General features: G+C 71.4%; 18 protein-coding genes and 1 pseudogene. 9 read left to right on the top strand and 10 right to left on the bottom strand.

Annotation, left to right across the window (positions count from 1 at the left end; translation table 11 throughout):
* Window positions 1-145 precede the first annotated feature (145 nt).
* Window positions 146-1,501 (top strand): MFS transporter, encoded by a 1,356-nt coding sequence (locus G3I77_RS11695; protein WP_248502898.1) that lies wholly within the window; start codon window positions 146-148, stop codon window positions 1,499-1,501.
* 67 nt (window positions 1,502-1,568) lie between these two features.
* On the opposite strand, the gene G3I77_RS11690 is transcribed toward G3I77_RS11695, so the two are convergent.
* The gene (locus G3I77_RS11690) at window positions 1,569-1,814 is read right to left on the bottom strand and encodes a hypothetical protein (protein WP_248502897.1); all 246 of its coding nucleotides are present in this window, start codon (window positions 1,812-1,814) and stop codon (window positions 1,569-1,571) included.
* A gap of 187 nt (window positions 1,815-2,001) precedes the next feature.
* Here G3I77_RS11690 and G3I77_RS11685 point away from each other — a divergent pair, with 187 nt between their 5' ends.
* On the top strand, window positions 2,002-2,529 hold the full coding sequence (locus tag G3I77_RS11685) for a sigma-70 family RNA polymerase sigma factor (RefSeq protein ID WP_248502895.1): 528 nt from the start codon (window positions 2,002-2,004) through the stop codon (window positions 2,527-2,529).
* Complete coding sequence (locus tag G3I77_RS11680; protein ID WP_248502893.1) at window positions 2,526-3,173, top strand: hypothetical protein; 648 nt, start codon at window positions 2,526-2,528, stop codon at window positions 3,171-3,173. The genes G3I77_RS11685 and G3I77_RS11680 overlap by 4 nt, the downstream gene beginning before the upstream one ends.
* Before the next feature lie 68 nt (window positions 3,174-3,241).
* Here the strand turns inward: G3I77_RS11680 and G3I77_RS11675 are convergent, their stop codons facing one another.
* The gene (locus G3I77_RS11675) at window positions 3,242-3,895 is read right to left on the bottom strand and encodes a hypothetical protein (protein WP_248502891.1); all 654 of its coding nucleotides are present in this window, start codon (window positions 3,893-3,895) and stop codon (window positions 3,242-3,244) included.
* Entirely contained in the window at window positions 3,892-4,620 is a 729-nt protein-coding gene (locus G3I77_RS11670; RefSeq protein WP_248502890.1) for a hypothetical protein, read from the bottom strand. The genes G3I77_RS11675 and G3I77_RS11670 overlap by 4 nt, the downstream gene beginning before the upstream one ends.
* Before the next feature lie 269 nt (window positions 4,621-4,889).
* Here G3I77_RS11670 and G3I77_RS41165 point away from each other — a divergent pair, with 269 nt between their 5' ends.
* Complete coding sequence (locus G3I77_RS41165) at window positions 4,890-5,066, top strand: DUF397 domain-containing protein (protein ID WP_374385385.1); 177 nt, start codon at window positions 4,890-4,892, stop codon at window positions 5,064-5,066.
* Here G3I77_RS41165 and G3I77_RS11655 read toward each other — a convergent pair.
* From G3I77_RS11655 to G3I77_RS11645, 3 genes are all read right to left on the bottom strand, one after another.
* Window positions 5,063-5,428: a PH domain-containing protein gene (locus tag G3I77_RS11655; protein WP_248502888.1), complete on the bottom strand. Its 366-nt coding sequence runs from the start codon at window positions 5,426-5,428 to the stop codon at window positions 5,063-5,065. The two genes, G3I77_RS41165 and G3I77_RS11655, sit on opposite strands and share 4 nt — an antisense overlap.
* A gap of 112 nt (window positions 5,429-5,540) precedes the next feature.
* Complete coding sequence (metG, locus tag G3I77_RS11650) at window positions 5,541-7,256, bottom strand: methionine--tRNA ligase (protein ID WP_248502886.1); 1,716 nt, start codon at window positions 7,254-7,256, stop codon at window positions 5,541-5,543.
* Between the two features lie 148 nt (window positions 7,257-7,404).
* A complete protein-coding gene (locus tag G3I77_RS11645) occupies window positions 7,405-9,447 on the bottom strand; it encodes a VWA domain-containing protein (protein ID WP_248502884.1) in 2,043 nt (680 codons plus the stop codon).
* Window positions 9,448-9,727: 280 nt separating this feature from the next.
* Between G3I77_RS11645 and G3I77_RS11640 the strand changes: the two genes are divergently transcribed.
* On the top strand, window positions 9,728-11,821 hold the full coding sequence (locus G3I77_RS11640) for a PhoX family protein (RefSeq protein WP_248502882.1): 2,094 nt from the start codon (window positions 9,728-9,730) through the stop codon (window positions 11,819-11,821).
* A pseudogene (locus tag G3I77_RS11635) lies at window positions 11,817-11,947 on the top strand (snapalysin family zinc-dependent metalloprotease); the annotation flags it as partial. The gene G3I77_RS11640 and the pseudogene G3I77_RS11635, both read left to right, overlap by 5 nt.
* Before the next feature lie 86 nt (window positions 11,948-12,033).
* Here the strand turns inward: G3I77_RS11635 and G3I77_RS11630 are convergent.
* Together G3I77_RS11630 and G3I77_RS11625 are read right to left on the bottom strand one after the other, a co-directional pair.
* The gene (locus tag G3I77_RS11630) at window positions 12,034-13,035 is read right to left on the bottom strand and encodes an endonuclease/exonuclease/phosphatase family protein (RefSeq protein ID WP_248502880.1); all 1,002 of its coding nucleotides are present in this window, start codon (window positions 13,033-13,035) and stop codon (window positions 12,034-12,036) included.
* 43 nt (window positions 13,036-13,078) lie between these two features.
* Window positions 13,079-13,888, bottom strand: a complete 810-nt coding sequence (locus G3I77_RS11625; RefSeq protein WP_248502878.1) for an alpha/beta fold hydrolase — start codon at window positions 13,886-13,888, stop codon at window positions 13,079-13,081.
* Between the two features lie 79 nt (window positions 13,889-13,967).
* Between G3I77_RS11625 and G3I77_RS11620 the strand changes: the two genes are divergently transcribed.
* Window positions 13,968-15,314, top strand: a complete 1,347-nt coding sequence (locus G3I77_RS11620; RefSeq protein ID WP_248502876.1) for a PLP-dependent aminotransferase family protein — start codon at window positions 13,968-13,970, stop codon at window positions 15,312-15,314.
* On the opposite strand, the gene G3I77_RS11615 is transcribed toward G3I77_RS11620, so the two are convergent.
* Entirely contained in the window at window positions 15,211-16,179 is a 969-nt protein-coding gene (locus G3I77_RS11615) for a hypothetical protein (protein ID WP_248502874.1), read from the bottom strand. The two genes, G3I77_RS11620 and G3I77_RS11615, sit on opposite strands and share 104 nt — an antisense overlap.
* 149 nt (window positions 16,180-16,328) lie before the next feature.
* Window positions 16,329-16,769, bottom strand: a complete 441-nt coding sequence (locus G3I77_RS11610) for a hypothetical protein (protein ID WP_248502872.1) — start codon at window positions 16,767-16,769, stop codon at window positions 16,329-16,331.
* Window positions 16,770-17,088: 319 nt separating this feature from the next.
* Here G3I77_RS11610 and G3I77_RS11605 point away from each other — a divergent pair, with 319 nt between their 5' ends.
* A complete protein-coding gene (locus G3I77_RS11605; RefSeq protein WP_248502870.1) occupies window positions 17,089-18,150 on the top strand; it encodes a hypothetical protein in 1,062 nt (353 codons plus the stop codon).
* 124 nt (window positions 18,151-18,274) lie between these two features.
* Window positions 18,275-18,610: a hypothetical protein gene (locus tag G3I77_RS11600; RefSeq protein ID WP_248502869.1), complete on the top strand. Its 336-nt coding sequence runs from the start codon at window positions 18,275-18,277 to the stop codon at window positions 18,608-18,610.
* Window positions 18,611-18,613: the final 3 nt, after the last annotated feature.

Genomic DNA, 18,613 nt, shown 5'->3' with positions numbered 1-18,613 from the left:
GCGGACGCGTACATGTCGTCCGCCCCTATTCACATACATGGACTTCGATCCAACCCGTTGACCCGGAAGATGAGCCTCCATAAGGTCCCTTCGAGAACGCGTACGTGATTGCTGTTCATGTACGCGTACAGCAAGGGAGACAACGATGTCAGACACCGCGACAGCGATACCCGAAGCCGAGCAGCGTGCGGTGGGCAAGTTCCTGCGCCGCATGCTGCCGATCCTGGTCCTGATGCTGCTGGTCAACCAGATGGACCGGACGAACGTGGGCTTCGTCCAGGACGAACTGCGGGCCGACGTCGGCGTCAGCGCCACGGCCTACGGGCTCGGCGCCGGCCTGTTCTTCATCGGGTACGCGCTGTTCGAAGTCCCGAGCAACATGTGGCTGGAGCGGTTCGGCGCCCGGGTCTGGCTGACGCGCATCATGATCACCTGGGGTCTGGTGATCGTGGCGATGTGCTTCATCCACAACGTGTGGATGTTCTACGGCCTGCGCTTCCTGCTCGGTGTCGCGGAGGCCGGCTTCTTCCCCGGTGTGCTGCTCTACTTCACCCAGTGGCTGCCGGACTCCAGCCGGGGCCGGGCGAGTGCGATCTTCCTGGGCGGCTCGGCGACGGCGTACATCGTGACCGGCCCGATCACGGGCGCGCTCCTCGAACTGCACGGCGCGGGGGGCATCGCCGGCTGGCGGTGGATGTTCGCCCTGGAGGGTGCCTTCTCGATCCTGGTCGGGTTCATCGCCGGGTTCTTCCTCGTCTCGCGGATCCAGGACGCGAAGTGGCTCACGCAGGAGGAGAAGGACGCGCTGGGCGAGGCGGTGGCACGGGACAGGGAGGCCCGGGACCGGGCGCCGTCGGTGTCCCGCATGAAGCTGATCTTCCACCCTCAGGTGGCCGTCCTGACCGCGGTCTTCTTCGCGATGGCGCTCACCGGCTACGCGATCACGTTCTGGCTGCCGAGTCTGGTGGAGGAGATCGGCGGGCTGTCGCCCTTCCAGATCGGGCTGCTGTCGGCGATCCCCTGGATCTGCGCGGTGATCGCGATGTACACGATGAGCCACTTCACCGACCGCGCCCCGGACCGCCGCCCCTACCTGGCGATCGCCCTGGTCCTGTCCGCCACCGGCACCTTCCTGGCCACGCTCGGCTCCCCCTGGTTCGGCCTCGCCGCCCTGACCCTGGCCGCGGTCGGCGGCAAGTGCGCGGCCACCCTGTTCTGGCCGATGGCCCAGTCGGGCCTCGACCTGAAGATCGCGGCACCTGGGCTGGCCCTGGTCAACTCCCTGGGAAACCTGGGCGGGTTCGTCTCTCCCACGCTCTTCGGCTACCTGAAGGACACGACGGGCAGCACGAACGGGGGCCTGTACACGCTCTCGGCGGCGTCGCTCCTGGCGGTGCTGGGGGTGGCGTTCGTACGACACACCCGCAGGGGTGCGCAGACGGTCTCGGGTGCGGAGAGCGTGGCGGTGACGGGGCAGCCGGTTGCCCCGGAGGCCCGCTGACCCGAGTCTCGACGGAGGTTCCGGGCCCGCTCCCTGCGATGGGGCGGGCCCGGGCTGTGGGCTCCGATCACCCGTCGGTGAACAGGTCCTGCGCGGTGGTGGCCGTCAGGGAGCGGTCGAACCAGAGGGTGAGGGTGTTGAGGTCGGCGCAGGTGGTGATGTTCTCCAGTCCGACTTCCAGCCATTCGCACCAGTACTTCGCTGTGGCTCTGTCGAACGACGGCATCCCGCGGGCCAGCGATTCCAGTATGGCGGCCGCGTTCGGGAGCGAGAACCTCCGGATGGTCCTGGAAGATCCGGTGCGAGCTCTCATGGGTTGATGTGACCATGTGCGCAAGCCAGGCCCAGCGGAGAGGGTGCATCCGATGAACGGGTTGCGTTCACTCTTCCGGGAGCGGCAAAAACGTTCCCCTCAGGTGTTCGACGGCCGGTGGAAAAGGTGACCGAAGACAGTGGCCGATCGCTGTAAGGATCTGACGGGTTCAGGACATGTACCGGGCGTGGAGACCTTTGAGACCGGGAACGACCGTGTCCGCGCCGAGCGGTTCACGGCCTCTTACCTGCGTGAGTACCCTCGCGTGTCCGCGTTCCTGTACCGCCGGACGGGCGACCGGAGCGCGGCGGAGGAACTCGCGGCGGAGGTGTTCCGGATCGCGTGGGAACGCGAACTGGCCGGGGAAGAGACAGGTTCGGGGTGGCTCTTCGTCACCGCCCGCAACCTCCTCGGCAACCACTACCGCGCGACGCTCCGGCTCAGGGACCTGCACCGGCGTATCACCGAGGAACTGGACCGCCCGTCGGCCACGGACGAGGACGCCGACGTGCTGGACACCCTGGACGCCCTGCCCGAGCGACACCGCCAGGTGCTGGTCCTGACCTACTGGGACGGGCTGAGCGCCTCCGAGGCCGGCGAGGTCCTCGGCTGCCGGGGTTCGGCGGTGTGGGTCCGCCTGCACCGTGCCCGCAAGGCCTTCCGCGACCTGTACGCCTCCCCGATGCCCTCGCCCACCTCCCAGGAGCTGTCGTGAACCGTACGAAGTCGCTCATCAAGCACGCCGATCCCGTTCCGGGCTCGTTCGCCGGGGAGGCGTCCCTCCGCGCGGTGGAGCAGCTGACCGGCAGGGCCGCGGGTGCCCCACCGCAGCGCCGCTCCGCCTGGCGCCGGCGGGGCCTGCTGGTCGCCGCCGGACTGGCCGCGGCCGGGGCGGGCGTGGTCGCCGTCGTCGTCGCCCTGAACGGCAGCCCCGGGTCCCCCGGCGGGAGCGGCATGGCGGACGAGATCCAGTACTCCACCACCCCCGAGCTCGAGGACGCCGCGCAGCTGATCGTCCGGGCCCGCCTCGGCGCGGGCCGTGAGGAGACCACCGACGGCTACAGCAAGACGATCGCCGAGGCCGGCGTGGTCGCCACCGCGAAGGGCCGGGCGCCGGGCGGTTCGATCGAGGTGTCCTACACGACGCCGGGGAGCGGGCCGGAGACGGCCGCCCTCGCAGAGGGGAGGGAGTACGTCTTCCTGCTGGAGAAGGAGGAGGACGGTGACGGGTACTTCCTCGTGAACTCCACTCAGGGCGCGTACGGGATCGAGGCGGACCGTCCGGTCGCCGGTCCGGCCAACGACGTGGCCCTGAGCGCGGGCGTGCTGAAGGCCCTTCGGCTGACCGGGACAGGGTGACGGCACGCCGAGAGGGCCCGCGCACTTCGCGCGGGCCCTTGCCCGAACCGGCTCACCGGCCTTCTGCCCTACTGCTGGACGGCCGCCTCGGCCGCCTCGGCCAGCTCGTCGACCGTACCGACGTCGTCGAAGCCCTCCTCGGCCACGGGCTCGACCTGCTCCTCACCCTCGACCGTGTAGAGCCCCTGCTCCGGGTTGAGCAGGTCGTAGGGGGCAGCGTCCCCGTGATCCGCGAGCATCAGCACGTACTCCGTGCCGTCCTTCGACAGCGTGGTGGTGCTCTGCTCCTCGTAGGCGACCCCGTCCAGCGTGCCGCCGAGCTGGCTGACCTCGACGGTGTCGCCGACGACGACCTTCCCTCCGCCCGACAGCACCTCGGAGACCTTGACGGTGGAGACCGTGATCACGACCGGATCCGTCTCGGCGGCCTCCTCGGCAGAGAGACCGGCCTGCGGGTTCGTGAGCGGGTCACCCTCGGTCGAGACCTCGGGCTTCGACTCCGTGACCCGGGAGTCGACGACGGTACCGCGGACGATCACGTCGGCCGTACCGACGATGTCGTCGAGCGAGTCGTAGGCGGGATAGTCGGCCTCGTACACGACCGCGTCGGCGGGCTTCGCCTTTGCCGGCTCGCCCTTCCCCGTGTCCGCCGCGCAGCCGACGAGGGCGAGCGGAACGAGAAGAAGAGAGCCCGGTACCAGGAGTTTCCGCAGCGCGCTCATCCGTAGATCCTCTTCACCTCGGCCACGTCGTACGACTGCGGCTTCTGGACTTTCGCCCGGTTCCGGCTGTGCTTCATCAGCGACGCCTTCCTGGTACCGGGGTTGTCGTCGAGGCTGAGCGCGTGCCCCAATTCATGGGTGGCGGTGCTCCGGCACCACTCCGTCATCTTCGAACCGGCCTTGGCCTCGATCTTCTTCGCGTTGACCTTGATCTTGAACACGCGGTTGATCGAGCGGAATCCGGAGGGTGAATAGAGACCGAGCCAGCTCTCGTTGTACCGGCCGGCCGTGAACGTGGCCTTGGCGCTCGACTTGCGTCCGATGCTCGCCCCGGCCCGGCTGTTGTTCCAGTTCTTTCGCCCGGTGTCGAGGAACCCCACCCAGGTATCGTTGATTCCGACAGCCTTGACATTGAACGACCGGCCCGGCATTCCGCCGTCGTAGTAGTCGGCCTGCGCCGAGGTCGTCATGCCGAACGTGACGGCGACGGCGATGGCGCCGCAGGTGGCCGCACGTGCTGCGGTGCGTTTTCCGGGATTGAATCCCGCGGATGTTCGTGCCACTGATTTCCCCCTGTTTTTGCGCAGAGCGATGCCCGGCGCGTGCCAGGTCCTTCTGGCAGCTGCGAATTGGTCGATTCGCGCATGAATGAAGGTGACCGAAAGGCGGAGAGGGGCCGTCCGCTTATGGCTGAAGCGTTGCGTGGCCCCCGTTCCACTGATCAACTGGGCAGACCGTAACATTGCGAGAATCCATGGGCAACGCTTTTCTTGCAGCAAGTACCTGGCATGCCGGGGGAATTGATGAGCGGTTGGATTCCGGATCCGCGCGGACGAGCGATGGTCATGGCGTTCGCTTCCCGGCGCATCCCTGGCAGTTGCGTGGGCCGGGGCCGCGGTAGCCGCGGTCGCAGGAGTCGTAGTTGCGGAGTGGGTGCCGGATGGGCGGGGGTGGTTCGGGGGTGCGGTACGGCGGCAGGGGCGGTAGCTGTGCGGTGAGGCGGTGGGCCAGGAAAGCGGCCGGGCGCCGCAGGGGTTCTGGTGGCAGGTCGCCGGTCAGGGACCCCGGCACCGTGCACGTCCGCGACTCCAAGAACGTCGAGGGTCCCCGTCTGGCGCTCACGCCCCGCGCGTGGGCGGACTTCCTGCCCTGCACCGCGGAAAGCCGTTAACGCGCCACGAACTGGGTCAGGATCGCCTGGACCTCGTAGATGTCGACGCCCTTGGTGAAGGTCTTCTCGATGGGGGTCGGGGTGCCGGAGATCCAGATCTTCAGTTCGGCGTCGAGGTCGAAGGTGCCGGCCGTCTCCACCGCGAAGTGGGTGATGCTGCGGTAGGGGACGGAGTGGTACTCGACCTTCTTGCCGGTGATGCCCTGCTTGTCGATGAGGATCAGGCGGCGGTCGGTGAAGAGGATGGTGTCGCGGATCAGCAGGAACGCGGCGTGGACCTGCTCGCCGTGGCCGAGGAGACGGGCGTAGTCCTGCTGGGCCGAGGCCGGGTTCACGGTGTGTGCGTTGCCGAACAGTGCCATGGGTGATCCCCCCGGGTGGTTGGCCGGTGCCTCGGTCATCTTAGGAACAGGGGCCCGGAAACGGGACCGCCCCCGGGAGGAGATTCTCCCGGGGGCGGGCGAGAGGCGGGCGTTACGCGGACTCGCCGCCGAAGCGCTCCTTGTACGACTCCAGGTCCTCGTCCGTGAGCTTGGCGAACAGGACCGGCGGGATGGTGAAGGGGGTGCCGGCGGGGACGGCGGTGAGGGAGCGCGCCTCGTCCTGGGTGACCCAGACCGCCGTGTCGTTCTCCAGGGAGAACGCCTCGCGCATCTTCTTCGCCGACGTCGGGATGAACGGCTCGGAGACCACCGAGTAGAGGTGGATCAGGTTCATCGCCGTACGCAGGGTGAGCGCGGCGCCCTCCGGGTTGGTTTTGATCTCCAGCCAAGGGGCCTTCTCCTCCAGGTAGGAGTTGCCCGCCGACCACAGGGCGCGCAGCGCGGCCGCCGCCTTGCGGAACTGGATGGCCTCCATCTGGGACTCGTACTCCGCGAGCAGCCGGGCGATCTCCTCACCCAGCTTCGCCTCCGCATCGCCGGGCTCGGCGCCCGCCGGGACCTCTTCGCCGAAGCGCTTCTTGGAGAACGACAGGACGCGGTTGACGAAGTTGCCGAGGGTGTCGGCCAGGTCCTTGTTCACCGTGGCGGTGAAGTGCTCCCAGGTGAACGACGAGTCGTCCGACTCGGGGGCGTTCGCCATCATGAAGTAGCGCCAGTAGTCGGCGGGCAGGATGTCGAGGGCGTCGTGCGTGAAGACGCCTCGGCGCTGCGAGGTGGAGAACTTGCCGCCGTAGTAGTTCAGCCAGTTGAAGGCCTTGATGACGTCGACCTTCTTCCACGGGGCGCGGGTGCCCAGCAGGGTCGCCGGGAACATCACGCTGTGGAAGGGGACGTTGTCCTTGCCCATGAACTGCGTGTAGTGGACGTTCGCGTCCGACTCCCACCACCAGGAGCGCCAGTCGCGGTTCTCCGGGTCCTGGTCCGCCCACTCCTTCGTCGCGCCGATGTACTCGATCGGGGCGTCGAACCACACGTAGAAGACCTTGCCCTCCGCGGCGAGGTCCGGCCAGGTGTCGGCGGGGACCGGGACGCCCCAGTCCAGGTCACGGGTGATCGCGCGGTCGTGCAGGCCCTCCGTGAGCCACTTGCGGGCGATGGAGGAGGCCAGCACCGGCCAGTTGTCGGCGCGCTCGTCGACCCATGCCTCGACCTCGCCGGCCAGGGCGGACTGGAGGAGGAAGAGGTGCTTGGTCTCGCGGATCTCCAGGTCGCTGCTGCCGCTGATCGCGGAACGGGCGTCGATCAGGTCCGTCGGGTCCAGGACGCGCGTGCAGTTCTCGCACTGGTCGCCGCGGGCCTTGTCGTAGCCGCAGTGCGGACAGGTGCCGATGATGTAGCGGTCGGGCAGGAAGCGGCCGTCGGCGTTCGAGTACACCTGGCGGATCGAACGCTCCTCGATGAAGCCGTTCGCCTTCAGCTCGCGGGCGATCTCCTGCGTGATCTCGTGGTTCTGCGGGGAGGAGCTGCGGCCGAAGTAGTCGAAGGCCAGGTTGAAGCCGTCGTAGATCGCCTTCTGCTGGTGGTGCGCCTCGGTGCAGAACGCGTCCACGGGCACGCCCTGCTCCTTCGCGGCGAGCTCCGCCGGGGTGCCGTGCTCGTCCGTCGCGCAGATGTAGAGGACCTCGTGGCCCCGCTGGCGCAGGTAGCGGGAGTACACGTCCGCCGGGAGCATGGACCCCACCATGTTGCCCAGGTGCTTGATCCCGTTGATGTACGGAAGGGCGCTGGTGATGAGGTGTCGAGCCATCGCGGGCTGCTCCCAAGTCGCTACGCGGGGTGACGATCTCGTGGTCTCGGTCGTCTACGGAACCTTGAAATCGTAGCTGACACGGGTACGCCGCCCGCCTCCCCTTTTACGGGGTGAGAAGCGGGCGGCGTCGGTGGGCCGGGGAGGGTTACGGGCGCCAGTTCGCCAGTACGCCCTCGTAGAGCTCCTTGTCCGTGAGCTCGCGGGGGGTTTCGCCGGCGAGGAAGTGGGACGTGTTGGGGGTCTTGAGCTTGCGGAGGTAGTCGAAGGCCTTGTTCTCCGGGTCTCCGAAGGCGACGAAGGAGAAGAACACGGCGGGGTGGGTCTTGGCCGCGTCGGTGAGGGCCTGGGTGGCGGGGGTCTTCGCGTCCGGGGCGCCGTCGGTCTGGAAGATCACCAGGGCGGGGGCAGTGGGTTCTGCCGTCTTGTCGTGGTGAGCGAGGACCGCTTCCACCGCTGCGTGGTAGCTGGTGCGGCCCATGCGGCCGAGGCCGGCGTGGAGGTCGTCGATCTTGTTCTCGTGGTCGGTGAGGGTGATCTCGCCGGTGCCGTCGAGTTCGGTGGAGAAGAAGACGACCGGGACGGTTGCCTCGGGGTCGAGGTGGGCCGCGAGGGCGAGGGTCTGCTCTGCGAGGGCCTGGGCGGAGCCGTCCTTGTAGTACGGGCGCATCGAGGCGGAGCGGTCGAGGACGAGGTAGACCTTGGCTCGGGTGCCGGTGAGGGCGTTGGTCTCGAGGGTGGTGGTGGCGGCCTTGTAGGCGGTGGTGAGGCCGGGGGCGTGGGTCTTGACGCGGGTGAGGGGGAGGGCGGGGCCGGCCTTGGCCTCGGCTTCGCCTTCGGCCGTGTTGTTCCCACCCGCACCACCCGTGCCGCTTTCGTCGTCGGGTGCGGGTGGCCCCTGCGGGGCCTGGTCGCCGTCGGCGGCCGCGGGTGCGGGGGCCGCGGGTTCCGGGGCCGCATCGGCCTCGGCCTTCGGCTCGGCCTCCTGTGTGGCCTTGGGGGCGGCCTTCGGCTTCGCCTTGGGCTCGGGCTTCGGCTTCGCCTTGGCGGACGCCTCTTCGGCGGGCACGGCGTCGGCCTCGGCCTCGGCCTCAGGGGTCGTCTCGGGCTTCGCCTTCGTGCCGGCGGCGGCCTTCGGCGCGGCCTTCGGCTTCGCCTTGGCCTCGGCCTTCGGCTTCAGGTCGGCGGTGGGCTCGGCCCCGGCCCCCGGCTCGGGCTCGGGTGTCGGCTCGGCCTTCGGCTTCGCGTCGGCGGTGGGCTCGGCCCCGGCCCCCGGCTCGGGCTCGGGTGTCGGCTCGGCTGTGGGCTTGGCCTCGGGCTCAGCCTCGGCCGTCGGCTCGGGCTTCGACTTCGTTTCGGGCTTGGCCTCGGCTGCCGGCTTCGCCTCGGGCTTGGGGGCCTTCGCCGGGGCATCGGCCCCTGCGGCTGCCGGTTCCGGTGCCTTCGGCTCGGTCGGGGCGGGGGCGGGCTTCGGCTCAGCGGGCGTCTCGGCCCGCGGCTCGGGCTTGGCTTCCGGCTTCGCGCCCGCGCCCGCCGGTGCGTCGGCCTCGGCCGTGGCCTTCGCGTCCGCCTCCGCCGGTGCGTCGGTCCTGGCCGTGGCCTTGGCGTCAGCTTCCGTCGTGTCTGTGTCCGTGCCCGCCGGTGCGTCCGCCTCGGGTGCAGCCTTCGCTTCCGTCTTCGCCGCGGGCTCGGGCTGTGCCTCGTCCGCCGGCTCCGGCTCCTCGGTCGTCGTGGCGGTCGCGGTCGGCGTCTCCGCCGCTTCCTCCACCGGCTCCGGCTTCTCCGCCGTGGCCTCGTCCTTCACCGTCGGCTCCTCGGCGACCGGCGTCTCCGCCTCCGCCGCTCCCGGCTCCCCCTCCGCCGACCGCGCGGGACGCGGAACCGCCAGACGGTCGAAGGCCGCCGACACCAGGTCGTGTTCCCCGGAGTCCGACGTGCGGGGCTCAGGAACGTTGGCCGTCGGTGTGGGCTTGGGTTCCGGGGAGGGGGACGGGACCTTCGGGTCCGCGGAGGTGTCCGCTGCCGGCCGGTCGGCGGGCGCGAGGGTGTCGCGGCTGGTGGGACCGCCGCTCTGTTCCTCGATCCCGCCGGTCTCATCGGCGGTCGTCGTCCGCGCCGCACCCTCCGCCTCGGCGGTCCGTGACTTGCGTGACCGTCCGAACGCGTTCCGCAAGAGAGTGAGAATGCCCATGTGCGCGCAACCCTTCGCGTGAGTTGAAGCCCGTCAATCCCTGGCCAGGACGGACACGTAAGGTTAGCGGCCCTCCTGTGTGATCTTGGGCAGGGTCTGTTGTGCCCGGTCCACCCTGTCAAGGGGGACATCCGGCCGGTGCAGGTTTCGACGGGCTGAATCACCGCAACCCCCGTACGGCAGCCGGGGGTTCATTCGTTGTTCACCCGGGCGCCCGGCTACCGCACGTATGTGCCCCTACGGTCACGCTGACACCAAGGGCATTCATGGGGAGAACAAAGTGCGCAAGCTGCTGCCGTTGATCGGAACACCGTCCGGATCGCACCCTGGCGGCCGGTCCGCCATGACCTGTCGTTTCCGGTGTGGTGACGCCTGCTTCCACGAGGTGCCCAACACCAGCTCCAACGAGTACGTCGGTGACGTGATCGCCGGTGCGCTCAGCCGCCGGTCGATGATGCGTGCCGCGGCCGTGGTGACCGTGGCCGCCGCCGGAGCGGGAGCCGCGGGTGTCGCTCGGGCCCCGCAGGCCGCCGCCGCCCCGGCCGCCGCCCCGGCGGGCGGTGCCGCCTCCGAGGCCGCCCGGCGTACACACAAGGGTGCGCGCGGACTGCGCTTCGCGCCCGTGGCGCCCAACACCGCCGACGCCGTGACCGTGCCGGACGGGTACCGGCAGAACGTCGTGATCCGCTGGGGCGAGCCCATCCTGCGCGGCGCGCCCGCCTTCGACCCGGAGAAGCAGACCGCCAAGGCCCAGGCCGCGCAGTTCGGGTACAACTGCGACTTCCTCGCCCTGCTTCCGCTGCCCGGGGAGCGGAACAGGCAGCTGCTCGTCGCCAACCACGAGTACACCGACGAGATCCTCATGTTCCGCGGGTACGACGCCGCCAACCCGACCCGTGAGCAGGTCGAGGTCGCCTGGGCCGCGCACGGGCTGTCCGCCGTCGTGGTGGAGGGGGACCGCAAGAGCGGGAAGCTCACCGCCGTCTCCCGGCACCAGCTGAACCGGCGCGTCACCGCCACCACCGAGTTCCGGCTCACCGGGCCCGTCGCCGGGTCCGAGCTCGTGAGGACCTCCGCCGATCCGACCGGCACCAAGGTGCTCGGCACCCTCAACAACTGCTCCGGCGGTGTCACCCCGTGGGGCACGACCCTGCACGGCGAGGAGAACTTCAACCAGTACTTCGCCAACGGCGGCCGGGCGACCGACAAGCGCTACGGGATCGGCACCGGCGCCACCGAGCGCAAGTGGGAGAGGTTCGACAAGCGGTTCGACCTCGCCCAGGAGCCGAACGAGGCGCACCGGTTCGGGTACGTCGTCGAGTTCGATCCGTACGACCCCACCTCGACGCCCCGCAAGCACACCGCTCTCGGGCGGTTCAAGCACGAGGCCGCCACCGTGCGGCTGACGCACGACGGGCGGCCCGTCGTGTACTCGGGTGACGACGAGCGGTTCGACTACTTCTACAAGTTCGTCGGCAGCAAGCGGATGAAGCACGGCAGCAGCCGTGCCGCGCGCGAGCACAACCTCTCCCTCCTCGACGAGGGCACGCTGTACGTCGCCAAGCTCACCGGTGACTCCCCGGCCATCGAGATCGACGGCACGGGCAAGCTGCCGAAGGACGGGGAGTTCGACGGGAGCGGTGAGTGGATCCCGCTGGCCACCGCCACCGCGAAGGGCGCCGTCTCGCACGTGGCGGGGATGAGCGCCGAGGAGGTGTTCGTCTTCACGCGGCTCGCCGGTGACAAGGTGGGCGCGACCAAGATGGACCGGCCCGAGGACATCGAGCCCAACCCGGTGACCGGCAAGGTGTACGTGGCGCTGACCAACAACACCAACCGTGGCGTCGGCTCCAACGCCAAGGCGGACGAGGCCAATCCGCGCCACGCCAACAAGCACGGGCACGTGCTGGAGCTCACCGAGCGCTGGAACCGGCCGGAGAGCACCCGGTTCGCCTGGTCGCTGTTCCTGGTGGCCGGTGACCCGGAGGACCCGGCGACCTACTTCGCCGGGTTCCCGAAGGACGCCGTCAGCCAGATCTCCTGCCCCGACAACGTGGCCTTCGACCCCTACGGCAACCTGTGGATCTCCACCGACGGCGCCCAGCTCGGCTCGCACGACGGCCTGTTCGGTGTGGCGACCCGGGGCGAGCGGCGCGGTGAGCTCAAGCAGTTCCTGACCGTGCCGAAGGGGGCCGAGACCTGCGGCCCGATCATCCAGGACCGGCGCGTCCTGGTCGCGGTGCAGCACCCGGGCGAGATCGACGGGGCGTCCGTGGAGAAGCCCGCGAGCACCTGGCCCGACGGGCCCGGGACGTACGTCCGCCCGGCGGTGGTGGCCGTGTGGCGTGCCGACGGGTGCGACATCGGAATCTGAGCTGATGTCCGGTGGCGGGCCCGGCCCGGCCCGTCCTGCGCCAACGCCGTCCCGAACGCGACCGAGCGGTCCCGTGTCGACCGGCTGTGGGCCAACGGTCTGGCGGCGGCGATGGACAAGGCCCTGGAAATCGGCCCGTTGAGACCCCCACGCGGATACGGCCGCCCTGCCACGAGGGGCGGCCGTATCCGCGTGCGCGAACAGGGCCCCGGTCAGCGGCGCTCGTGCAGCGTGAGGTCCGTGACGACCGCGCGGTGGTCGGTGTCGGCCAGGTCCAGGATGCGGGTACTGCTCGCCCCGAAGTCGTCCGACACCAGGACGTGGTCGATCTGCGCGCCGAGCGTGGGTGCCGTCCGGGCCGGCCAGGTGGCCGTGCGGTCGGCGCCGTCCAGGCGGGAGGCGTCGCGCAGGCCGGTGTCGAGGATGCGGCGGAAGGCGGCGTGGTCCTGGGAGGCGTTGAAGTCACCGGCCAGGACGAGGGGGGTGCCGGGGTCGGTGGCGGCCGCGTCGCGCAGGGCGCCGAGCTCCCGGCGCCAGAGGTCCACCTGGCCGGGCAGCGGGGGCATGGGGTGGGCCAGTTGCAGCCGTACGGCGTGCCCGTCGACGTCGGCGACCGCCCCGGGCATGCCCATCGTGCCGGGCACGCCCTCGGTGGGCCGGAGTGGGAAGCGGCTGAGGATGACGGAGCCCTCCGAGCCGCCGCCCTCCACGGCCGCGCGGTGCGGGTAGTCCTTCGAGAGGTCCCGCTTCAGCAGCACGTCGCACTCGTAGTCGCATTCCACCACGAAGACCACGTCCGGTTTCTCCCGGCGGACGGCGGTGACCAGGGAGCCGGTGCCCTGGCCGAACTCGACGTTGGAGGTCAGCACGCGCAGTGCGGCGACCGGGCGGCCCTCGGGGTCGCCGACCTTGCCGTACGGCTCGATGTACCAGGCCAGCAGGCCGAGCAGGACCACGCCCCAGACGGTCCCGGGCCACCAGCGGGACAGCAGGGTGAACAGCAGCGCCACGGCGGTCGGGGCGAGCAGCCAGGGGAGGAAGGCGAGGAACTGGGTGACGGGGGTGATGCCGTCGCTGTCGGCGGCCCGGAAGCCGACGACCACGCTCACCCCGGCGAGCAGCAGGCCGGCGCACCAGGTGCCGAGCCGCCGTCCGGGCGGACGGTGCTCCCGCCCGTCGTCCCTGGCGGTCCACTCGGCAGCGGCGGTGTCCAAGGCGCGGCCTTCCGTTCGCGGGGTGGGATGCCCGAATCCTCCCTCAAAGACGGGGTGGGGCGGAGGAAGGTTGCCGTGCATCGACGCGGGCCAGGAATTCCTCCAGCGCATGGTCGAACACGTCCGGGCGTTCCAGGTTCGGCATGTGTGCCGCGCCCTCGATGATGTGCAGCTCCGCGTCCGGGAGGGCCGCGTGCATGGCCCGGGCGTCGGAGACCGGCGTGAACGTGTCGTCGGCTCCCACGACGACCAGGGCCGGTACGCGGACGCGCGGCAGCAGGGCGCCGTAGTCGGGGCGCCGGGCACGGGCGCGCAGGGCCGCGGCGGCGCCCTCGGGGGCGGTGGCGGTCATCATGGCGTGGACATGCGTCTTGACCTCGGCGGACGCGTACGGGGCGACCATCCGCTCCAGGACCTCGTCGGCGTAGCCGCGCATGCCTTCCGCGAGGAGACGGTCCGCCATGGCGTCGCGGGTGCGCACGCCCTGAGGGGTCTCCGCCGAGGGGAAGGTGTCCGCGAGGACCAGGCCCCGGACGCGCTCGGGGAACAGGCGGTAGCAGTCCATGACGATCTGCCCGCCCATCGACAGGCCCGCGAGAACGAACGACTCCACCTTCAGCTCGTCCAGCAGGGCCTCGATGTCCCGGGCGAATCCGGAGAAGTCCGTGACGGCCGGGGCCGTGGGGGAGGTGCCGTAGCCGCGCAGGTCGGGGGCGATGACGCGGCGGGTACCCGGGAACCTCTCGAGCTGCGGGGCCCACATCGTGCGGTCGAAGGGATGGCCGTGGACGAGGACCAGGGGTACCCGATGCGTATCGGGTCCTTTGTCCTCGTATGCGAGGAAGGGTGCCATGGTGTCGACCCTAGGCCGCCCAACTACTCGGTGCAATAAGATCTTTGCTCTCGGTGCAATCCAAGGGGGAGACCGGCCGATGAGTGACTACCGGCGTATCGCCGACCGCATCGCCGACGACATCGCCACCGGGCGGCTGCGGCCCGGGCAACGGCTGCCGCCGCAGCGGGCGTTCGCCCGGCGGCGGGGCATCGCGCCGTCGACGGCCGGGCGGGTGTACGCGGAGCTGGTGCGGCGCGGACTGGTCGTCGGGGAGGTGGGGCGCGGCACCTTCGTACGGGCCGCACCGGCCGGGCCGGCGGGGCAGGCGCTCGTCGAGCCCTCTTTGGCCGCCGCGCCCGTCAACCTGGAGCTCAACTACCCTGCCGCGCCCGGCCAGCCGGAGCTCCTCGCCCCCGTTCTCGCGCCGCTGCTGCGCCCCGACGTGCTGGCCGAGGCGCTGTTACCGGCGGCCGCCACCGGCACCGAGGCCGCCAGGGAGGCCGCGGCCACGCTGCTCAGCACCCCGGGCTGGCGCCCGGTCCCGGAGCGGCTGCTGTTCACCGGCAACGCCCGGCAGGCCATCGCCGCCGTCCTGGCCTCGCTGGTCCGGCCGGGCGGCCGGGTGGGTGTGGAGCAGCTGACGTATCCGCTGGTCAAGGAGATCGCGGCGCGGCTCGGCATCACGCTGGTGCCGCTGGCCGGGGACGCGGCCGGGCTGCTCCCGGAGGCCGTGGCGGCCGCGCACCGTACGGCGCCGCTGTCCGCCCTCTACGTGCAGCCGACGCTGCACAACCCGACGTCCCTGACGACGGGCAGGCCGCGGCTGCTGCAACTCGCCCAGCTGGTCCATGACCTGAACCTGCCGGTGGTGGAGGACCGCATCTGGTCCTTCCTCCGGGAGCCCGGTGATCCGCTCGCCGTGCACGCCCCGGCCCTCACCCACGTCGTCGAAGGGCTCTCCAAAAGGGTCGCCCCGGGGCTCACCGTCGGGTTCCTCGTGGTGCCGCCGCACCGGGTCGGTGCCGTGGCCGGGGCCGTGCGGTCGGGCGGCTGGAGCGCGGGGCGGTTCGCGCTGGAGGCGGCCGTGCGGTGGACCGCGGAGGGGACGGTGGCGCGGCTGGTGGAGGCCAAGCGGGCGGACGCGGCACGGCGGCAGCGGATCCTCGCCGAGGAACTCGCGGGCTTCGCCGTACGGTCCGACCCGGGTTCCTGCTTCGCCTGGTGGGAGCTGCCCGCGCCGTGGCGCGCGGACACCTTCACGGCCGCTGCCGCGGCGCACGGCATCGCCGTCACACCCGGCCCCGCCTTCGCCGTCGCCCCCGGGCACACGCCCGACGCCGTCAGGCTCGGGCTCGCGTCGGCTCCGGAACCGGATCTGCGACGGGCACTGCGGACCCTCGCGCATGTCGCCGCGCGGCGAGCCGGGGACCGTACCGGCCCGTGATCCAGGCGCCGGCCGCCACCGCCAGGCCCAGCACGCACAGCAGCCAGGACACCGTGCGCAGGGTGGCCGTGAGGGCGTCGTAGACCGCGCCCGCGGCGGGGCGGTGGAGGGCGTCGGGCAGGTCGGCGAGGGTGAGGCGGCGGCCGATCGCGACGGCGAGGGCCAGCAGCGCGCCGCCCAGGGCCGTGCCCAGGCCGAGGGCGGTGACCGCACGGCGGCGGCACGCGGCGACGGCGATCCCGGCGACCGCGAGGACGGCGGTGGCGGGCGGCAGCCAGAAGGCGGCGATGTCCAGCACGTGGTACCCCTTGCGCAGTCGGTCCACGTCCTCGGCCAAAAGCACCGGGATCCGCGTGTGCGTGACCGGGATGCGGTGGGCGAACGGCACGTGGTCGTCGGAGAGTTGCTGTTTGACCCGGGCGATGACGGGGGCGGGGTCGACGGTGACCGGGGCTCCGTGGGCGCCGTCGTCGCGCAGGGCGCGCAGCACCGCGTCGTGCACGGCCCGGTTCGCCGCGTCCCAGGCCGTGCGATACGCCTCGGTGCGGGTGAAGGAACGCGCCGCGTCGTGCACGAAGGGCCCGACCGCCCCGCGCAGCGGGCCGGTGTCGACCTTGCGCCCGGCCTCCCGCATGACGCCCTCCCCGACGGCGTCCGCGACCGCGCGCCGCACGTCCGGGTCGGCGGCGAGCGGCGCCATCGTCCGTACGTAGCGGCCGGTGTCGGTGAGTCCGTGGGCCGCCCAGGACGCGAGCGCCCCGAACGGCACGAGCAGGCACGCGAAGGTGAGCAGAACGGCCGACAGGACGTTCCGCCATCGTGGGGGCGCCCTCTCGGGTACGGGCGCCCGGTCGCGCTTGGACACCCTTCCAGGCAAGGCGCCCGCGGCCCGGCCCGCGAGCGCAACGACGGGGTCCGGCCGCACATCGGTCGCCCCGCAGCGCGTTCCACCTGCGAGAAGCGGCTGTCACGGGCCCCTCGGCGGACTCACCCGAACGGGTGTCCTGATCTCCGTCAGCCGATCCGTCGGCCCGCGGCGTCCTCGTGCGTGTAGTAGCGGTAGAACACCATCGCCAGGACGCCCGCACCCACCGCGAGTCCCAGACCGCTGGAGCTGTACACGGACGCACCGGTCTGGCTGTAGAGGAAGCCGACCGCGCAGCCCGTGAAGACGAACCAGCACAGCGCGTGCAGTTCGCGGGGCAGCAGCGGTGCCAGCGCGCACACGGCGGCGAACAGTACGGCGAACACGAGCGCCGTGACGAAGCCGAACAGCAGGTTCCAGCCGGTGATGGGCCCGCCGTGACGCTGGTTGGCAGCGGCCCAGAAGCCGTAGACCAGTCCGAGCACCACGGGCAGGCCGACCTTCACGGCGGTGTGGATCCGCGGGCCGAACACATCGGGCCTACGGCGTTGCGTGATCATCTTGCGTGAGGCGGGTGCCGCATGAGCCATGACAGCTCTCCTCTCTGTCCCTGCCCCTGGATCCAGGGCACACCGGCGGACAGCCCCTGGCAAGTCGGCGGAGCGGCGGGATAGGGATGCGGCCGGTGCGGCCCGTGTTTCGCCAGGACCTCCTGGATCGTGCTGGTGCCGGCCATCGCCGCCTCGATCTGCGGGGTGTGGGGCACGGCGATGACACGACGGTGTTCGCCGTCCGCGGGAGACCCGGGGGCGAAGCCCCCGAAGGCGGACGTTTGCGGTCCTGAGACCCACCTTTGCAGCCGCAGCCGTTACGGTGCTGATGTACGTGATCGACACAGGGGGTGGGGCGATGCCCGGAACCGTGCTGCTGCTGGCGGCCTCGCCGGTGGGCAGGGGGCGCCTGGTGGACGCCGCCTCGGTACTCCCCGTCCTCGCCGCCGTACCGCCCGCGGTGCTGGCCGGCACCGACACCGCGAACGTCGTCGAACTCGCCGACCCCCTGGAGCCGCAGGCCGTCCTCACCCGGCTCCGCGCCGCCGCAGCGGCCCCCGGCCCCCTCACCGTGTACGTCACGGGCCAGCTCCAGCTCGACCGGAGGCAGCGCCTGCCCCACCTCGCGCTGGCCCGCACCACCGCCTCCACCGCCCGCTACACGGCCTTCCCCTGGCACTGGTTCCGGGAGGAACTGCGGCTCAGGCCCGCCGGCGCCACCACCCTCCTGCTCGACCTGCACGCCGACGCCGAGACCTGGGAGCTGCTGCGCGGCACCCCGCTGGACTCGGGACGGGGCAACGCCGTGCACGGCCGCATCGCGCCACCGCCGTCCAGACGCACGGTCGCGGCACCCGCGTACATGAAGGCCGTCGCGACGATCCTGCGCAGCGGGTTCCGGCCGCCCGTCGAGCAGTTGCACCAGCAGGCGCTGAGCCGGATCGCGCCGGAGAGCGCGGGCGCGGACCTGGTGCTGAGCACGCCCGGCCCGACGGCCGGGGATCCGCACGCCGCCATCACCGCCGCCGTCCAGTCCGGCCGGCACGCCGACGCCGACGCGCTCGCCGCCCGGCACGAGCAGGCCGCCGTGATCGCGCACGGTCCCGCGTCCGAAGAGGCCCTGCACTGGGCCGAGGTACGGGCCGACCTGGCGATGTTCGCCGGGGACGCCGCCCGCAGCTGCCGCACCTGGCTGATGATCGCCACCGCCCGCCTGAACGCCGGGCAGGCGCCGGACGCCCCGGCCGTCGAGGCCGCCGTGGACCGGGCGCACCACCAGTGGGGCCAGGTCCGTGACACCACCCCCGCCCGCGAACTGGGCGCCGCGCTCGCCGCGTTGCGCGGGCGGGTGCCCGGCCGGCGCCACGGGGCGCTGGACCATGTGCAGCGGCAGTTGCGGCAGTTGCAGACCCAGGGCTGAGCCGCGTGCGCCGTGTGCGCGTGGCGTGAAGGGGGCGTGCCATCGCTTTCGCGGGTCACGTCACGGGTCTGCCGCTGGGGCCTGACCCGGTGTCATGATGTCGGACATGGCAGAGGGGGACCGAGTGGCTGTCTTAGGCGTGCGCGTCCGGCTGGGCGCCGACGCGACCGTGGATGATGTCAGAGCTCTGAAGACGTGGCTGGAGCGCGAGGAGCAGCTGGCGGAACTGCTCGCCGGCGAGCAGCTGCGCATCGAGGTGCAGACCGGCGCGGACGGGACCGAGGGACGCCTGGGGCCCGACCTCGAACTCGTCCTGAAAGTGCTCGGTGACGTCGTCACGGTCGCGGCACTGACCGAGTACACCGCACGCGCGGTGAAGACCTGGACGAACAACCGCCGCAGGCTGCAGGGCGGCCATCCCGATCCGCAGATCCGCCCACTGGACCCCGACGGGGAGTAGGCC

Origin of the sequence: Streptomyces sp. D2-8 (assembly GCF_023184515.1) — a bacterium.
Classification (GTDB): Bacteria; Actinomycetota; Actinomycetes; order Streptomycetales; family Streptomycetaceae; genus Streptomyces.
This window is presented reverse-complemented; position numbering and strand designations above follow the sequence as displayed.

Excerpts from the sequence above, each read along its gene's own strand:
- G3I77_RS11610 (WP_248502872.1), bottom strand. The coding sequence starts at position 16,769 with ATGGCTCATGCGGCACCCGCCTCACGCAAGATGATCACGCAACGCCGT.
- G3I77_RS11645 (WP_248502884.1), bottom strand. The coding sequence starts at position 9,447 with ATGGGCATTCTCACTCTCTTGCGGAACGCGTTCGGACGGTCACGCAAG.
- G3I77_RS11655 (WP_248502888.1), bottom strand. The coding sequence starts at position 5,428 with ATGGCACTGTTCGGCAACGCACACACCGTGAACCCGGCCTCGGCCCAG.
- G3I77_RS11605 (WP_248502870.1), top strand. The coding sequence starts at position 17,089 with ATGCCCGGAACCGTGCTGCTGCTGGCGGCCTCGCCGGTGGGCAGGGGG.
- G3I77_RS11675 (WP_248502891.1), bottom strand. The coding sequence starts at position 3,895 with ATGAGCGCGCTGCGGAAACTCCTGGTACCGGGCTCTCTTCTTCTCGTT.
- G3I77_RS11620 (WP_248502876.1), top strand. The coding sequence starts at position 13,968 with ATGAGTGACTACCGGCGTATCGCCGACCGCATCGCCGACGACATCGCC.
- G3I77_RS11625 (WP_248502878.1), bottom strand. The coding sequence starts at position 13,888 with ATGGCACCCTTCCTCGCATACGAGGACAAAGGACCCGATACGCATCGG.
- G3I77_RS11690 (WP_248502897.1), bottom strand. The coding sequence starts at position 1,814 with ATGAGAGCTCGCACCGGATCTTCCAGGACCATCCGGAGGTTCTCGCTC.
- metG (WP_248502886.1), bottom strand. The coding sequence starts at position 7,256 with ATGGCTCGACACCTCATCACCAGCGCCCTTCCGTACATCAACGGGATC.
- G3I77_RS11695 (WP_248502898.1), top strand. The coding sequence starts at position 146 with ATGTCAGACACCGCGACAGCGATACCCGAAGCCGAGCAGCGTGCGGTG.